The organism is Oscillatoria nigro-viridis PCC 7112, assembly GCF_000317475.1.
GTDB lineage: Bacteria > Cyanobacteriota > Cyanobacteriia > Cyanobacteriales > Microcoleaceae > Microcoleus > Microcoleus nigroviridis.
Window position 1 is genome coordinate 1,863,702 of record NC_019729.1, and the last position, 16,158, is coordinate 1,879,859.

A 16,158-nucleotide genomic window follows, 5' to 3' on the forward strand; every position below is an offset into this window, starting at 1 on the left:
TGTCATGTGTTGAAATATTTAGTTCATTCTAGTTCTGAGTAGTAATCTGTTAAAATCAGCGAATGATGACCTACCGTGTAAGAATCTGTGATTGTCAAGAAAGGTGATTTCGTTAGGTAATGATATAAAACGAAATCGATGAGGAGTTGATTGAATAAAAAGATCGAGCAAATCAAGATTTTCATGAAAAGCTGCAACTCGACCATGTTCTATTAGAGACAATCCAGCTTTGAGAGTATCATACCTATATCTAATCAAAGGGCTTACTGAAACCTGCTTTGCTTGTATAGATGCTGGCTTAGAAGATTCCTGAACAACACTTGGAATAGCAATAGGAAAACTTTCATTTCTGATAAACTCGACAACTCTACTTCCCATAGCAGTACATTTTATATCTTCTAAAATCTTCCTAAAGTCAACTATTTCTGTATAGCCACCACCGCAATGAGCTTGGCGTATTGCCATCAAAGCAATGAATCTTTCAGGCTGATTCCTATATTGAGAATCTGTATGAAGTGGAGCGTGTTGATTGTGTTCCGAAAAAGTCTTGAGAGCAGAAGTAGATAATTGAGATTTGATTTGCCAAACAAAGTCATTCTTGCCAGGATTATGAGGTACTAGAGTACCGATCGATGAGCAGAGTTGACTTAAACTTAAAAATAAACTTGAGCGCTCTACATCAGAGCTACCCTCTACATTTTGCAAGATTAGAAAACCATGTGCATCAACATATCTTCTAATCCAAATGCCTAGCTCTTTTTGGCAACTAATTTTTTTGAGTAAGTACCGATAGTCAAACACATAATTTTTGTGAATCATGCTATACATACATTTTTAAAGTTATTTTTTGATAGTAAAGTCATATAAAATATCAGATTGCAGATTATTTGAAGAATCATCATTTCAATATTTCCGGCAATACAACAATCGTTGCTCTGCTATTTATGAGACATTCAATCTATTGGTAGTAACGAACGAAAGCTGTCCAATTCTGGAAAGACCCGTAACAAATCTTGAGTTCGCCATTCATTGAGAAATTCGCCATCAGCTTTGCCATCAGAGACCAAGCGCTCCTGCTTGACAAGGTATTTATAACCGTTGGAAAGAGTTACTAACAAGTTAAAGTTTTTAGCGGCAACTGAATCTACATGAAAGAGGTCTGGCTCTGTATCGGTACAGAGCTCTACATCTCTTAAATACTTGGCAACGTTATGGGAACTTAAAAGAAGTGCCATTGTTCAAAAATATGCAAATCAATTTGTGCGATCGGGAAATTTCGTAATTGTCAATATCTTAGACAATCGGAGTAAGTTTATCTCTTAAGTTGAGGCGAGTTTTTAGCTAAAACATTCAAAATTATGTCTGCTAATTTATGCAAATTGTTCAAAAGCTGCTCAATTGAATAAGTAAGGGCGATCGAGCTAGCTAACAGCCAGAGGCGATCGCATTTGAGGACTGAATTTTAGAACTGGAGGGCGATCGCAGTCGATTGTGGGACAATGCAATGACAGAGGCAACCAGCCAGATATTCTGGGACTGCCTGTGAGGTCTAGCGCCCCACTTTTGGAGGAATGCGCCCAGAAGCTGGACTGTTGTAACTCCAACTCAAGCAGTTATGTCTCAAGAGTTAGACACCAGCCCCACTTTCAGCCTCAGCACGGGGGCAAGCAACAGATGCACTGCTACTGCCTTGCTCAGAGACAATGCTGCATCCCCAACTCAGAGCTACCCGCATAAATGTCGGCTGACGACACCAATAAGTTAGTAGCACACTTTAGAGGACGCTCTTCCAGCCACTATGCTTCAGTCGCCCAATTTCCCCCATGACTCCGAGTCAAAAACCTCTGAGCCTCTGTACTGGCCAACAGCTTCCTCTCCAGCGAGGCTGCTGTAAACTCAAAACTTCTGGCTCAATTCCTCCTTTATTGTTCTTCGATAACAAACTAAGATGACCAACCCTTCTCACCAGGGAAATATTCCCCGACTGCCGGAACGTCAAAATTACACCGACGAATTTTGCACCTATCTCAGGCTGAATACCAGCAAAAATGCCCAGATTATTGAGTGGCACAACCAGAATCATCTCAGAACCAATTTTAATTTGTATCAACAACGCAACCCAGAATTTGCACAGTTATGTTCTCAGCAAAATTACAGCAAAAATCTAGCACTCTATTGGAGAAAAATAGCAATTAATGCGGCATCAATCCCTCAAGAATGGGAACCAAAAAATCGCCAGAAGCTAGCCTTAGAACACTTGGTTTGTTACCTTCAAAAAAACTGCTATTATGCAGCAAGAGAAGCCTCCAGAGCCTCACAGGAGCAGCTTTGGGACGAGTATCTCTCCTCTGCTCGCATTTTTATCTACAATCCTGACAATCTGTGCCGCCTGTTACAATCCTATGATTGCGATCGTCAGGCTTCTCTAGATACCTACATTCAAGCTGCCTTGAGCCAAGATATCCGAGATAAAATGTCTGTAGGTAAGTTTTCGCCGTGGCGAATGCTAGTTAAAAAATCCGATAAACTGCTTCGGGAAGCCCTAGAAACTTCTGCGATTCCAGAACCAACAATTACCCAATGTATCTTTGCACGCAAATGTTTTAAACAAGTTTATAGCTTAAACAAAGTTTATAATCCTGCGGTCAGGAAAAGAGGGGATAAATGGCACGAGGCTGATACTGAAGACTTTCGGCAGACCGCTGAATCTTACAATGCAGAAAAGGTCCTATTGAATGCACCTCACGAAGTCTCCGCTGGCTCAAATATCAATCAAGAGCAAGTGCAAGCTTGGATGAAATTATGTATTCAAGCATTACAAAATTACCAAAATCCCATTAACCATAACATCAACATCCCCTGGGAATCACTTGAGGAAAAAGGCGGTGAAAATTTATCTGAGTCAAATACCGAAGAATCTTTCGATATAGAAGCAAATGAAAATACTGAGTCAAATAGCAGAAAAAGCCAGCAAGTTCACTCTGCTTTTCGCAAACAGATAGAAGAATTTAAACCAGATCAACACAAAACTCTCCTGCTTTATTATGGTTGCGGCATCAAGCAAACACAACTAGAAATTAAATTAGGAATCAGTCAATCTGCTATTTCTCGTCGCCTGAATACTATTAAAACAAAACTCATCAAAACTATGGCTGAAATGTCACAACCGGAAGTATGGTCAGAAAAGTATGTATTGCAATGGCTGCATAAAAACTTCCGAGCTCCCCTGCATTCAGATTTAATTCACGCAGCTTTAGTTGAAGCTGTTAAAAAACTTGAATCTCAAGAGGAAACTGTTTTCCATCTTCACTATGGTCAGCAGTTAAACGTAGAAAGGATTGCGATTATGCTGGGCATGGATAACTTAGAGGTGAATGCCATACTTTCTCAATCTCAGCAAAACTTACAATCCAATTTAATTGCGGAAATTCAAAATTGGCAGCGGGATTGTGTGGACAAGTGGTTATTGCGCTTTTATCAATCTCAAGTTCGAGCTGTCTGTCGCAGTCGGAATCTCTCTCTTCAGGCTGAAGATACCTCCCAAACAGTGGATGTTATCGTTGACGAATGCTTGCAAATTCTAATGGCTAACAACAAAAAAGGAGAATAAAAAATGTTTGAATTCACAAAAATCCAACCCTTTGAGTCTCAAATTTCTGATAGGCTGCGCTTGACTATTGACGAAGTAGACCTAGAGACTGCTTGGCAACAAAATCAACATCACTCTAATCCTATTTCTCGCTACAATGGTTATCTCAATGGCGCTTGTTTAAATGCTTTATTTAACTGGCTTTCTGAATGGCTGGAACCAGAGAACCCTCAACCTTTAGTCTGGCACGGTCAGGATCTTGCTAGTATTTGGGAAGTAGTCAACGGTACAGCTATTCAGATTGGTGATAGCAGACTGGTGTTTATTCCCAGTGACGAGTCAGATGTAGAAGAAATTTGTGTGCCGCAGGAATGGATTGATATTCCTAGTTGGGCTGGTGATTATTATGTGGCTGTGCAGGTGAATTTGGATGGGGATGATGACGATCGCTGTTGGCTGGAAGTCTGCGGGTTTGCGACTCATCAGCAACTGAAGCATCAAGGCAGATACAGTGCGGGCGATCGCACTTATTCTTTAGCCATAGATGAGTTGACCGCATCTCTGACTGTCATGCAAATTACTCTAGGATTAAACTTGCAAGCAGAAGTTGCTCCCGTGCTTAATTTATCAGAGATGGAGGCGGCGAAATTATTACAGCTTTTGAGCGATTCCTCGCTATATTCTCCCCGACTGAAAGTATCCTTTGAACAGTGGGCCGCTTTCTTGGCAAATGACAAATATCGGCAATTATTGTATCACAATCGTGTAGCAAATTTTGTGCCAGTTGTCGCGAGTTCAACTCCAGCAGTTTTGCTTCAGCGCATGAAGAATTATCTCCAAGATGGCTGGAAGACAGGTGAGCAAATGTTTACAGAGATGTTGGGAAATGTAGACCAGAGTTTAGTGAATGGGAGGGTAGGAGCTTTGTCCTATAGGGACGGTAACTTTAAGAGTCACAATACCATTCCCACATTGATTGAAATTTCACAGAATAAGCGCAATCCCCAGAATCAATTGCAGGCGATTAAATTATTAGGTGGTCTCGAACCAGGAAATCAAGAGGCGATCGCCACCCTGACTCACCTGCTGGAAACGACTGAAAATGACGCCTTGCGCCGCGAAGCATCCGTGAGTTTGGGGAAAATTGATCCGAGTAATGAGAGTGCGGGTGTCGGCATTGGTAAGACTATTAATTTAGGGATGCGCCTTGATAGCGATCGACTTCGGCTTGTGCTGACTCTCACCCCCGAAGAAACTGATAAAATCAAGGTTCATCTGCTATTACATCCTGAGCGATCGCCAATTCTGCCACCAAATCTGCAACTTACTATCCTAGATGAAGATGACGAAGTTTTCTTTGAAGAACAAACGGATGCTGCTGACAATCTAATTGAATATGAATTTACGGCGGCGATCGACGATTATTTCCTGGTTAAAATAGCAGTGAACGGAGTGAGCCTCAAAGAACCTTTTACTGTTTAAATCAACCATCATTACCAGCCGACCAAAACCTATGAGCAAGTCAATCGTCTTAGATATCAAAACAGAGAGCAAACAGCCTTATTCTGTCAGTCTTCAAGTTGATAGTATATCCTATTCTATTTCTGGGTCGTTGCCACCAGCTACAGATGTGCTGAAAGCATCTGAAAATTTACGCTTAGCTCGCGAAAAAGCAGGTTGTGGTTCTTACCGCAAATTAGAACAGAGCAAAAAGGGGCAAATTACCAAAATTTCCGTTAAAGATTCAGCTAAGTCTGTGGAAACAAGTATGAATACTTGGTTGAATTCAGGAGATAAAAGATTTCAGCCTGTCCGGGATAAGCTCTTACAAGTCTTGAGCGCTGAGGGAGAAAATGTCAGATTAATCATTCAAACAGATGATATCGCTCTTTGGGAATTCCCTTGGCATTTGTGGGATGTTTTACATGATGCTGAAATCGAGCCAATTCTGAGCAAAGTCAACCATAAAGAACCCCATAAATACCAAGGCAAGAAAAATCAAAACCAGGTCAGAATTCTGGTTGTCATGGGAGAAGATACAGGGATCAATATTAAGGCAGATTTGAAGCTTTTGACCGAAAAGCTTCACCAAATATCTGCCTACATTAAACCTCTGATAGCTACTTCCAACAGCGAGCTCAATGATGAGTTATGGCGACAGCATTGGGATATTTTATTCTTTGCTGGTCATAGTTCGAGCAATGCTGATTACACCGAGGGTAAACTTGCCCTCAGTGAAGCCGAAAGCATAACAATTAAAAACTTAAAGTATGGTTTAGAAAATGCTATTCAACATGGTTTAAAATTAGCGATTTTCAATTCTTGTGACGGCATGGGATTAGTGCAGGAACTCGCTTCTCTACAAATTCCAGCAGTTATCGCCATGCGAGAGCGAGTCCCTGATGAAGTAGCTCAAAAATTTTTGGAGTATTTGTTGGACGCATTTGCTATAGAAAATAAGTCTTTGGATAAATCAGTTGGGAAAGCGCGGAAAAAACTGGATCGATTTGAGGTTAACTATCCTGGTGCTAGCTGGTTGCCGATGATTTATGAGTCTCCGGGTGTTGGGGCTCTAACTTGGATTGAGTTGTTGAGGGGAAATGAGGAAGAGCGCAAACGCTTTTCTATTTGGCGCAATCTTCAGACTGTGTTGATGGCAAGTGCGATCGCCACCGGTGCGATCGTGGGAGTGCGATCGCTACAATTCCTCGAACCTCTGGAATTACCTGCTTACGATTATTTAATGCGACAGCGCGAAGCTGAGGCTATCGATCCCCGTATCACAGTAGTTGAAATCAATCAACAAGAAGTTGATAAGTATGGTGGCTATCCGATCAAAGAATCCGCTTTAGCAGAAATCGTCAAAAAAGTAGAAAAATATAAACCAGCCGCCTTTGGGCTCGATATATCTCGCAATCAACCTAGAATCAAGGATGATATGGATATCACAGCCCGTAAAGATTGGATCGAAATTTTTAAAAGAAATAAAAACTTTTATACCGTTTGTTCCTACCAATCGTCTGCGGCAGATTATGCTCCGCTTCCTGAGTTTTCCCCGAAACAATTAATCGGTCAAGTCGGATTTGTAGATATTTTTGATAATAACATTCAAGACAATAAACATCAGACAGTTCGTCGCCAAGTCTTATCCTATGAACCCAATTATTTGCCTAAATCTTCTAAATGTATTACACCTTACAGCTTCAGTTTTTTATTAGCATTTTCATTCTTATCATCCCAGAAAATTGAACCATTACAAGTTAATCAAACTACAAAAAATTGGGAATTGGGCGGAGTAACTTTTAATCGCTTAGCCTCACACACAGGAGGTTATCAAAGCCTCGATGGCAAGAGTAGCCAAATTCTCCTCAACTACCGCGCCAATCCTAGACCCGCAAAAATAGTTTCACTGACAGATATTTTAGAGGGAAAAGTCAGCGAAAATGCCATCAAAGATCGGGTAGTCATCGTCGGCTATACTGCGGAAGTAGCTAGAGATGATTTTGATACTCCCTATGGCCAAATGCCAGGAGTATGGATTCATACCCACATGACAAGTCAAATTCTTAGCGCCGTGATGGATAACCCAAAACGACCTTTGTTAGGGGTGCTACCACAGTGGGGTAATCTGCAATGGGGCGATGCAGTATTTGTTTGGCTATGGGCGTTTACTGGCGGAGTGTTGGTGATATATGTTCGCCCCCGGCTGCACTTGACAATAGTCACTTGTGTTGCTAGCGTGCTGTTATATCATATTTGTCTTGAGATGCTTAACCAGGGCAGATGGATGCCTCTAGTTCCCTCAGCCTTAGCTTTAGTAGCGACCGGCAGTGGATTAGTCATCCATAAAATATCTCAAAATCGACAGCCGGAATAAGCATCCTAGACAAAAACACAACAACGAAATCCTAATGCCTCGGCTATATTTCCAACTAGCTTTTGCTATCATTATTGCGCTGGCGATTATCACGATTTCTCCTATCTCTTTACAAACCTACAGTGCAATTTTTTTGAGCCAATCCCCCCCACCACCTCCTCAAACACCGCCACCGCCACCGCCACGAGATAATCAACCAAGACCGGGAACCGGACTTGACCCCACTAATCCAAACTGTAAAAAGACAAGTAAGTCAATTACCGCTCTTGTACCTATTAAAAATCCGATCTTCACTACTTCTGAATATCCAACTTTTTTGTTCTATATTCCCTACCATCCTGAAGATATAAACTCAGCCGAGTTTTCCCTGGTAAGTAGAGATGGGAAAAATACAATTTATCAAGCTGCTATCTCTTTGCCAAAAACACCAGGAATTATTAGTGTTAGCCTGCCAAAATCTCCAAAATACGCTCTTGAACTCATAGAGTATTACCGTTGGTACTTCAAATTCAATTGTGAACCTTATAAGCGCTCTACAACTGACCTGTATGTGAGTGGGTTTGTCGTACGAGTACCACTCACCTCGGAACGCCAACAGCAAATCAATACAGCAACACCTGATATTTGGTATGATTCAGTCGCCCGTTTAGCTCAGCGTTTACTTGCAAATCCTAAAGATGAAACCTTGAAAATTCAATGGATTAAGTTATTAGAATCTGGTGGATTTAAAGATCTGGCTGAAGAACCCTTAGTTGGTAATGTGCAACTCTTGGAAAAATAACTCAATAAAGTTGGGTTAACGGGGTTATCTTACTTTTTCCTAGGGTTTTGTCTCCTCGATGGTCTGATTCAGACCTATGGGATTAAAGCCAATTACCAACGATAATATAAGGTGCCCAAAAATGGGGTTCTTGGTCTTCTTTTGCTTGAAAGTACGCTTTTTGAGCATTATGAAGTGCTTTTGCCCTTGTCATTCCCGGTTGACGCAACTCTTCATAAAATCTGACTATAATTTTTGTGTTGACTGCATCTTCTGCTACCCACAAACTTGAAACGGTACTGCGAGCTCCTGCCCGTATAGCTACGCCCGATAGTCCTAACACTGCTCTATCATCCCCCTGTGCTGTTTTGCAAGCACTGAGTACCAGTAACTCGATCGCTCGAACATCCTTTTTATTGCCCCTCTTAATCAATTTATCCAAATCGTTACTTTTTAACAAAGTTCCAAAAGCAACAAGAAAAGTTTTTTCTGGGTCAGAGCTAAACTGACCGTGTGTTTTGATATGTAGAATGGGGATATTAGCCAAAGCCAACTCTTGTTGCAGGTTTGTTAGAGTAAAGTCTTCATTCAAAAATCTTTTGCTGGTTGCTACATTTTTTGCGATTCCATCCAATTCTTCTAATAATTTTTGGATTTTTTCAAAATGCTGACCTTCTAGTGTCTGGGGTAGATCCACACCTCCTAGCAACACTTTTAACTTGCTTGATTTTACTTGATTCCAAGATTTAGGATCGAGAAGCTGCAAACCGGAAACTAGAGCAAGAGCATAATCTTTTTCCATTAAATACTGATCTGAGCGCTCATCGTAAAGAGCTCCCATTGGGATCGACTGTAAGGGTCTGTCTAAGATAAATACTAATGTTTTCACATCTCGATCGCTTTCTAGCAATGATTCTATTGGTTGTATCAGCCATTTGTAAAGTTTCTTTGATTCTGCTAAGACTTCATCAGTATTACCTGGTTGAATTAAATGAGTTTGTAAATGATTGATAGTATCTTTTACGAGTGTCTGTTTCTGGTAAATCTCCCGATACTCCAAGTCTTTTTTACCCGGTAACTTCAAGATAATTGCTAAACGATTTGGTAAAATAATTGCATGGATAACTGCTGCTGTCGGATCGTATTTATCTGCGATCGCATCAATCTCTTCTAACTTGTTCACTACGATACAAGCATCCCTAAACAAGTTATCCAACTCAGCTACCTGAAGCGCCTCAATGACATTACGGGCTTGCTTCAACTTCTCCTGAATAGGCTTCTCTCCGTGCAACAACAAATCCACCAATTCCCGATAAACAGGCTCTATTTTATCGCGAAAATCAAACTGCCCATCCCGACTAATCGGCACTAAATCATCCCGTACCGATTGTAAAGTATTAAATGCAGCGGTATAAGCCGCGATCGCACCCTTAACATCCCTCGCCCCATTCCAACGAATCCGCCCCAATTGCCACTGCCACTGATAGGCAAGATCCGGCGCATTTAACTGAACATTCTGCGACAACAACAAAGCTTGTTCAGTACACTGTTGAGCCTCCAGCCACCGCTGATTCCCTTCATACACCTTACCCAAATTGCCCAAAGCATAGGATTTTGCCCTCGAATCCCCCAAATCCCTAGCCAACTCGATCGCTTTTGCTCCCAATTCGACAATTTCTCTCTCAGATACAGACGATTTATTGCCAGATAAACTTTCAGCCACAATCGAAGAATTTTGCAAACAATAATTTGATAGTTTTTCTGAAATTTCGCCAGACGAATTTGAAACATTACTAGCAATTTTTAGTTCTTCCTGCTTGAGGCGAACCAAACTATTCATCAAACTAACTTCTGCATAAACTATCTTGTGGCTTGGTGGCAATTGACTCAATTGAGACAATATTTGCAACCGCACTGCTTGACTTTCGTTTAAATCTATAGCCAATCCGATTTTATTGTCAACTAAAAGACTTAATAAATTTAGTTGTGCCTGGACTTTGACAAAGGAATTATTGGCAGCGACATTTACCGATTTTCGATAGGAATCTATAGCCTTTTGGTAGTATTTTTTATATTCGTTCGATTTAGACAAAAATTTGTTTCTATTTCCCAGAGCTTGATAAGTATCACCTAAACTTAATAACACTAAAGCTTTTTCTTGAAGATATTCTTGTTGAGTAACAACTCGATCTACTTGTTCCAGCAACTCTTGAGACTCATTCAAATAGCCAAGCTGTCTCAACACATCGCCAAGGAAACGCGCCCCGGTAATTTGGATATTTTTCAAAGTCGGATTTGATGGCCTTTTGACACTTTCTTTGATTGCTGCTAATTTTTCAGTAATGAATTGCTGACAATCCTGACTGGGGATAGCGAAGTTTTCGGGATTGTTTGATTCGACAACTGGGATGATTGCTTGGCAAGCTTGCTGATATAAACCTAATGCTTGCAGGGTTTTAACTTGAGCAATTAGGCTACGTTTCCAGCCTAAATTATCCTTTAATTTAACATAAATTTTCGTTGCTTGTTGCCCGGTTTGCAAAGCAAGATTGGCTTGTCCTTGTTCCCATTGCCCATTGGATTGAATATCGAGAATTTGCCCGATCGCCTTTAATTCCACTAACGATTTTACCTTAGACTCCTCTGGTAACAAACTGCGACTCTTGGCGATCGCACTATTGGCCTCTTCCCAACGCCCAAGCTGTTGATATGTCAACGAAAGATTACCCAGGGCGATCGCCTGATTCAACCAATCTCCCCCCACCTCAAAACCCGCAACAGCTTGCCGCCAATACTTCGCAGCCTCTGGAAACTCCCCAGCAGCATAACTTGTTCTAGCCAAATCCTCCCATTCCTGTGGCGATCGCGGCTGAGTGCCAATCCCTAATTTTCCAGAAATTACTGAAAATTCATCCACTTTTTCCCAACTAATTAGAGAATGTGATACCCCACTTTTTTCCAAATTCAATCCCGATTGAGCCTTGACATTTGCAGCAAACAATGATAATAATGCTGCCACAAATAAGATAGTAAATAGTCTCAGACTTCGCCCCCACCTCAGACGTGCTGGTTTCAAAAAGAGAACCTGGATAGAACGGAAAAATGTAAACCTTTTTCTTGCCATGTTGTCCCCCTCGAATTCACATCAACTAAAGGAATACCCCAATAAAAATTGGCCGACATACTATCACCCAATTCCCACCGCAAACCCGTACCAACCGAGAGCAACAATTGACGCTCTAAGCTATCTCTACCTGAACTATTCCAAACAGTACCAGCATCAACAAAAGGAGTAATTTGTAAAACCCCTAACCCTCGATCGGACTTACCCAAAATCGGAAACCTAAGTTCCGCCGATGCTGAAATTCCATTATCACCCAACAGAATATCCTGCCGATAACCTCTGACACTATTCCCACCTCCAATTCCAAATTGTTCTAGAGGTAAAAGCGTCCTATTCGCCAATTGTATATCAGTTTTTGCCAACACAAAAGTGTCTCTCCTCAAGCGGCGAATCCATTGTCCCTGACCGCGCCATGCCAAAAATCGGCTATCAGGAGCCTCGCTATTAACAGTAGCATTAAACGCTCCTAATCCCAAACTAAATTGAGAGCGCAAAGCCAATAATTCATCATTGTTCCGCACAGTCCAATCTTGAAAAAACCTGACTGCTGATATTCCCGTGCGCCCTTTGGCATCTGCTCCTGCAGAAAGAGGAAAATCTTCCCCTAAAATTGAAGTGCCAGTTTCCCGCCTAGTTACTGTCACTCCGATAGCTACCTCTTGTCTAGGATGTATCAATAAAGGTTGGCGCAAAGTTATATCTAAATATTGTGCTGCTGCTTTTATATCAACCTTTTCAAAAGGTTTCTCTACGACGCGATTGGCAGTAACGCCCGCTGAGAAATTAATTGTGCCATTGTTAGGATTTAATGGCAATGTATAGCTTAGATCAAAAGCATTACTGCCCTCAGTATTGGTGTAAGCCACACTCAATCCATCGCCTTTTCCGAATAAGTTTGCTTCCGTTAGCTGTAGCTGGTGGCGGAAACTGCCGACACTGGGAGCCCGTCGATTGTCTAGTAGCAATGCAGCACTAAATGTTTTTTCTTCCTCGAAATTAACTTCAAGGGCACTTCTGTTGGACTGAGAGCCGGGTATCAACTCAGCAGAAATATTTCTAATTAAAGGATCTAGTTCGAGCAATCGTAGGGCATCTAGCAGGCGAGAAACTTGTAAAGGCTGGGAGGCGATCGCCAAACGGCTGCATACATAATTGAGATTTAGGCGCTGCTTTCCCGTCCGCCTCCTGACCCGAATTGATTCTAAGCCTCCTTCAACGATTTTGATCGTGACTTCCCCAGCAGCCCCTCGGTTTTGCAACCTTTGATTTGGTTCTTCGCTCGTGGTGGGAATGTAGGCAAAAGAGTTAATATATCCTCGGTCATTATAGAATTTTGTTACTTCGGAAATTAGTTGCTGCAATTGAGCAAATGTGATTTTTATTTCTGATAACTGATGAGTATTGCTATCTAATGTTAGCAATTTGTTAGTAATTTCCGTTTCAAGGGTTTGTTGACTAAAAACTGTATTACCAATGAAGCGAAAATTAGTAACAGAGATTGCCTCAATGACTTCATTAGTGGTATCTTCCGGTGTTTTAGTTAGAGGAGATTGCGGCTCTGGCGATCGTACTGGGAGCGGACATTCGTAAAGTTGACTGCTATCCGGCTTCGGTTCAGTTTTTCTTTCCTGCAAGCTAGGAGATGGATTAGCTGGCTGGGGTAGGTTTGGCTGGGAAGGGACGGTTTGCGGTACTAAAGGCTCTGAGAGGTTAGGATTTTGAGTTGCGGTAGGTATCTGTGTTATGAAATCTGGGCGCTCGTTGAGTTCTTCTATTGGGAATAGGAGAACGGTTTGTGCTTTCACCGGCCAAACCGTCGAACTACTAGCTAATATTCCCGCAGCTATTTGTAGGAGCCGATCGCCGCATTTCTGATTTCCTTTATCGACCATAGCAACCACGGGTAGGATTAAAAGGGCTGTGGAGAGTAACAGCAGCAGGATTAGCAGTAAAAATAACTTCTCCTTTGCTGTTAACGGCCCAACCTTGAGCCGATAGGATGGGGGCGGAAGTAGGACGAGCTTGTTGGGGTGCAGCAGTTCTGGTTCGTTGTTCTACAGGGGCTACAGCGTCGGCTAAACCGACTGCAACTGAGCCGTTGCTGAGTGTTTCCGCCGGATTTGCTGGCAAGCCGCGCCCAATTCTGGTAAAGGTTCTATCGGTTCCTGACTGTCGTTGACCGGGACAAATTTGGGCGATTGCGTCGGGATTGGCGATCGTTTTTGGTAATTGAAGTACACCTTGGGTGGGGTCAATATCGGGAGTATTGAGAATCACCTCACCGTCGAGTTGCGGGCCTGCTAGGGAGGTAGCGGTGATGTCGCTGTTTAGGGTTTGTTGCGATCGGGCCTCAGTAGCAAAAATACCTTGAGCATTAATTGTAACGCGCCCGCCTCTAGCTTCTAGGGAATTAGCACTAATGTCGCTATTTTCTAACGCTGCTAATACTCCGGTATCAATACTAATATTCCCACCCGTGGCCGAACCTGTAGCGCTAGTAGTGATTTGACTACCTCGACGCATTTGCAAGTCCTGAGTTTGTAAGCGAATATTGCCAAAATTGCCAGCAGAAGTTGTCGCTGATATCTCTCCACGATCTAGGCGAATAGAGTCCGCATTTACTATCAAATTACCAGCCGATCCTGAGCCTGAAGCACTGACAGTAACTTGGGCGCCATCCTGAATAATGAACTGCCCTGCTTGAACAGTCAAGTTTCCCCCATTGCTAGAATTGAAGGTGCGGGAACTGACAACTGCTCTGTCTGTTACTCTAAAAGTATTTGCATTGATGCTAATTTCTCCCGCCTCACCAATCGCTCCTACCTCGGTAGGTGTAAAGATTCCACTCGATTGTCCACCTGCATCCATTCCAGCTAAATAGATCGAATTAGCATTAATCTGAATACTCCCTCCATTTCCCCGCCCAAAAGTGTTGGCAATTACAACGGCACCATTTCCTACTGAAAGCACCCTGGTATTAATCCGAATATTGCCACCTTCACCTACCCCTGTTTCTTTAACGCTGCTGAAAATACCACTGGATTGTCCAACTTTTAAGTCTTCTCTGAACGGGCCTGCCCCGTTTAAAATAATAGTATCGCGGGCATTTATTATTACGCTACCAGGATTTCCCTGTCCACCTGTGCTTGTGGTTATAACAGCGCCATTGGTGACAGACAGTGATCCTGCTGTGATGTTAATGGTTCCTCCCCGACCGGCTGTTTCAGAGTCTTCCACTCGGCTGTATGCACCGCTGGAGAAAAGATCGGCGGCATTTACTCCATCAAAAGAAGCTGTATGCCGGACGTTAATGTTAATACTCCCCGCATTTCCTTGTCCCAAGGTACTAGCTTGCAAGACAGCGCCATCGGTGACAGATAAAGTTCCTGCTCTTAGATTGATATCACCGCCCTGACCTACAGCTTTGGGTTGAACCAAGCTATATGCACCGCTGGAAACGTTATCACTACCTTCTCCCTCAAAAGAAGCTTTATCCCTGACAGTTATATTCACATTGCCTGAGTTTCCCTTTCCAAAGATGCCTGTAAATATCTGACCTCCATTAGTGACTCTGAGAGATCCTGCTGTGATGCGAATATCGCCTCCTTGACCTTTGGAGTCAGATAAAACCGCGTTAGAAATAAAGCTTTGAGTACCTGTAACGGCAATCTCTCCTGTCGCATTAACCTCGATATCTCCCGCTTTACTGTCAGCGGTATCCACTCCGGCTGCTATCCCCGCTCGAAGTGTCGAACCTTGAGAAATCTCTAGGTTTCTAGCATTGACAGCAATAACCCCGCCTTCTTTAGCACGTACATTCACTTGAGTACCGTTTGTCAGAGATACATCACCTCTGGCTAACCCCTCTGGAAAGCTCAAACTCAACTGATTATTATCCCAATTCAGCCTGACTGTTCCCGATCTGCTTAAGCCGCCTAACTCAACTCTACCCCCCGGAACCTGCAAATTTCCGCCGTCCAACCTCACATCGCCACCTGCGAGTGCTATAGTTTGGCCTGGTAACACTTGGAGTCCCACAACTTTACCACTGCGATCGATCGCCCTGGATTGATTGACAATGCTGCCTGAATTTCGGTCATATTGCAAGGCAATGGGTATGTTTATTGTGAGCAAAGAGGAAGTTTGATTGGGAGCGATCGCACTAAATTCTCTCCCGCCTGCGAAATTAATGCTATTAGCTGTAGTGCCTAAAAACGAGCCGCCGATATTTAGGCTGGCATTCGGGCCAAAAATAATCCCATTGGGGTTGATGAGAAATAGGTTGGCGCAGCAATTCGCTTTGAGGATGCCATCAATGTTAGAAATTGACCCACCTGTGACGCGAGTAAAGATATTTTGAATGGTATCAACGTTGTTAAAAAATGCCGTACCGCCGGTGGGGACGGAAAATTCCCGAAAGCTATGGAATAGGTTGGGGCCCGCTGCTGTGCCGCCTTGAATCCTTAAGGTGTTTCCGTCTCTGGTGACGGTGGAGTTGAGCGGTAGAGTGCGATCGGGGGCAATTTGGGCACTTACCAAAGTGGGAAAGCCACAAATATAAAATAGAATATAGAATACTTTTGCTTTTGTTTTATTGCTCACGGGGTAAGAGGATGTAAAAGGGAGTTCTTAATGAAAGGATTGAGATAATTTGGGAAGACAATGGTTTTGAACAATATTATGTGGGAAGCTTTTTTTAGTCAAGTCATTTAACCCAAATCAGTTGGGAGTATCCCAATGAGAGCAGTCAGTATAAATACTCAGACAATTGTCTGGCTAAGGTGATGGCATAATAGAAAGCAGATAAA

The 16,158-nt window shown here is 42.6% G+C and carries 10 protein-coding genes; 5 read left to right on the top strand and 5 right to left on the bottom strand.

The window, feature by feature from the left end:
• Positions 1 to 18: 18 nt before the first annotated feature.
• Both OSC7112_RS07955 and OSC7112_RS07960 read right to left on the bottom strand, forming a co-directional pair.
• On the bottom strand, positions 19 to 828 hold the full coding sequence (locus tag OSC7112_RS07955; protein WP_015175429.1) for a TauD/TfdA family dioxygenase: 810 nt from the start codon (positions 826 to 828) through the stop codon (positions 19 to 21).
• A 125-nt stretch (positions 829 to 953) separates the two neighbouring features.
• Positions 954 to 1,235: a hypothetical protein gene (locus tag OSC7112_RS07960; RefSeq protein WP_015175430.1), complete on the bottom strand. Its 282-nt coding sequence runs from the start codon at positions 1,233 to 1,235 to the stop codon at positions 954 to 956.
• Positions 1,236 to 1,615: 380 nt separating this feature from the next.
• Between OSC7112_RS07960 and OSC7112_RS39495 the strand changes: the two genes are divergently transcribed.
• The 5 genes from OSC7112_RS39495 to OSC7112_RS07980 all read left to right on the top strand — a co-directional run bounded on the left by OSC7112_RS39495 (position 1,616) and on the right by OSC7112_RS07980 (position 8,247).
• Positions 1,616 to 1,765, top strand: a complete 150-nt coding sequence (locus tag OSC7112_RS39495; RefSeq protein WP_190274346.1) for a hypothetical protein — start codon at positions 1,616 to 1,618, stop codon at positions 1,763 to 1,765.
• Between the two features lie 183 nt (positions 1,766 to 1,948).
• The gene (locus OSC7112_RS07965) at positions 1,949 to 3,610 is read left to right on the top strand and encodes a sigma-70 RNA polymerase sigma factor region 4 domain-containing protein (protein ID WP_015175431.1); all 1,662 of its coding nucleotides are present in this window, start codon (positions 1,949 to 1,951) and stop codon (positions 3,608 to 3,610) included.
• A 3-nt stretch (positions 3,611 to 3,613) separates the two neighbouring features.
• Positions 3,614 to 5,071: a DUF1822 family protein gene (locus OSC7112_RS34375; protein WP_015175432.1), complete on the top strand. Its 1,458-nt coding sequence runs from the start codon at positions 3,614 to 3,616 to the stop codon at positions 5,069 to 5,071.
• Positions 5,072 to 5,102: 31 nt separating this feature from the next.
• Complete coding sequence (locus tag OSC7112_RS07975; protein ID WP_015175433.1) at positions 5,103 to 7,466, top strand: CHASE2 domain-containing protein; 2,364 nt, start codon at positions 5,103 to 5,105, stop codon at positions 7,464 to 7,466.
• A 34-nt stretch (positions 7,467 to 7,500) separates the two neighbouring features.
• On the top strand, positions 7,501 to 8,247 hold the full coding sequence (locus OSC7112_RS07980; protein ID WP_015175434.1) for a DUF928 domain-containing protein: 747 nt from the start codon (positions 7,501 to 7,503) through the stop codon (positions 8,245 to 8,247).
• 82 nt (positions 8,248 to 8,329) lie between these two features.
• Here the strand turns inward: OSC7112_RS07980 and OSC7112_RS34380 are convergent, their stop codons facing one another.
• From OSC7112_RS34380 to OSC7112_RS07995, 3 genes are read right to left on the bottom strand one after another with little or no spacing between them, the layout of a single operon-like run.
• A complete protein-coding gene (locus OSC7112_RS34380; RefSeq protein ID WP_051041492.1) occupies positions 8,330 to 11,245 on the bottom strand; it encodes a CHAT domain-containing protein in 2,916 nt (971 codons plus the stop codon).
• Between the two features lie 53 nt (positions 11,246 to 11,298).
• Entirely contained in the window at positions 11,299 to 13,242 is a 1,944-nt protein-coding gene (locus OSC7112_RS07990; protein ID WP_015175436.1) for a ShlB/FhaC/HecB family hemolysin secretion/activation protein, read from the bottom strand.
• Entirely contained in the window at positions 13,232 to 15,952 is a 2,721-nt protein-coding gene (locus tag OSC7112_RS07995) for a two-partner secretion domain-containing protein (RefSeq protein ID WP_015175437.1), read from the bottom strand. Before OSC7112_RS07995 ends, OSC7112_RS07990 begins: the two co-directional genes overlap by 11 nt.
• Positions 15,953 to 16,158: the final 206 nt, after the last annotated feature.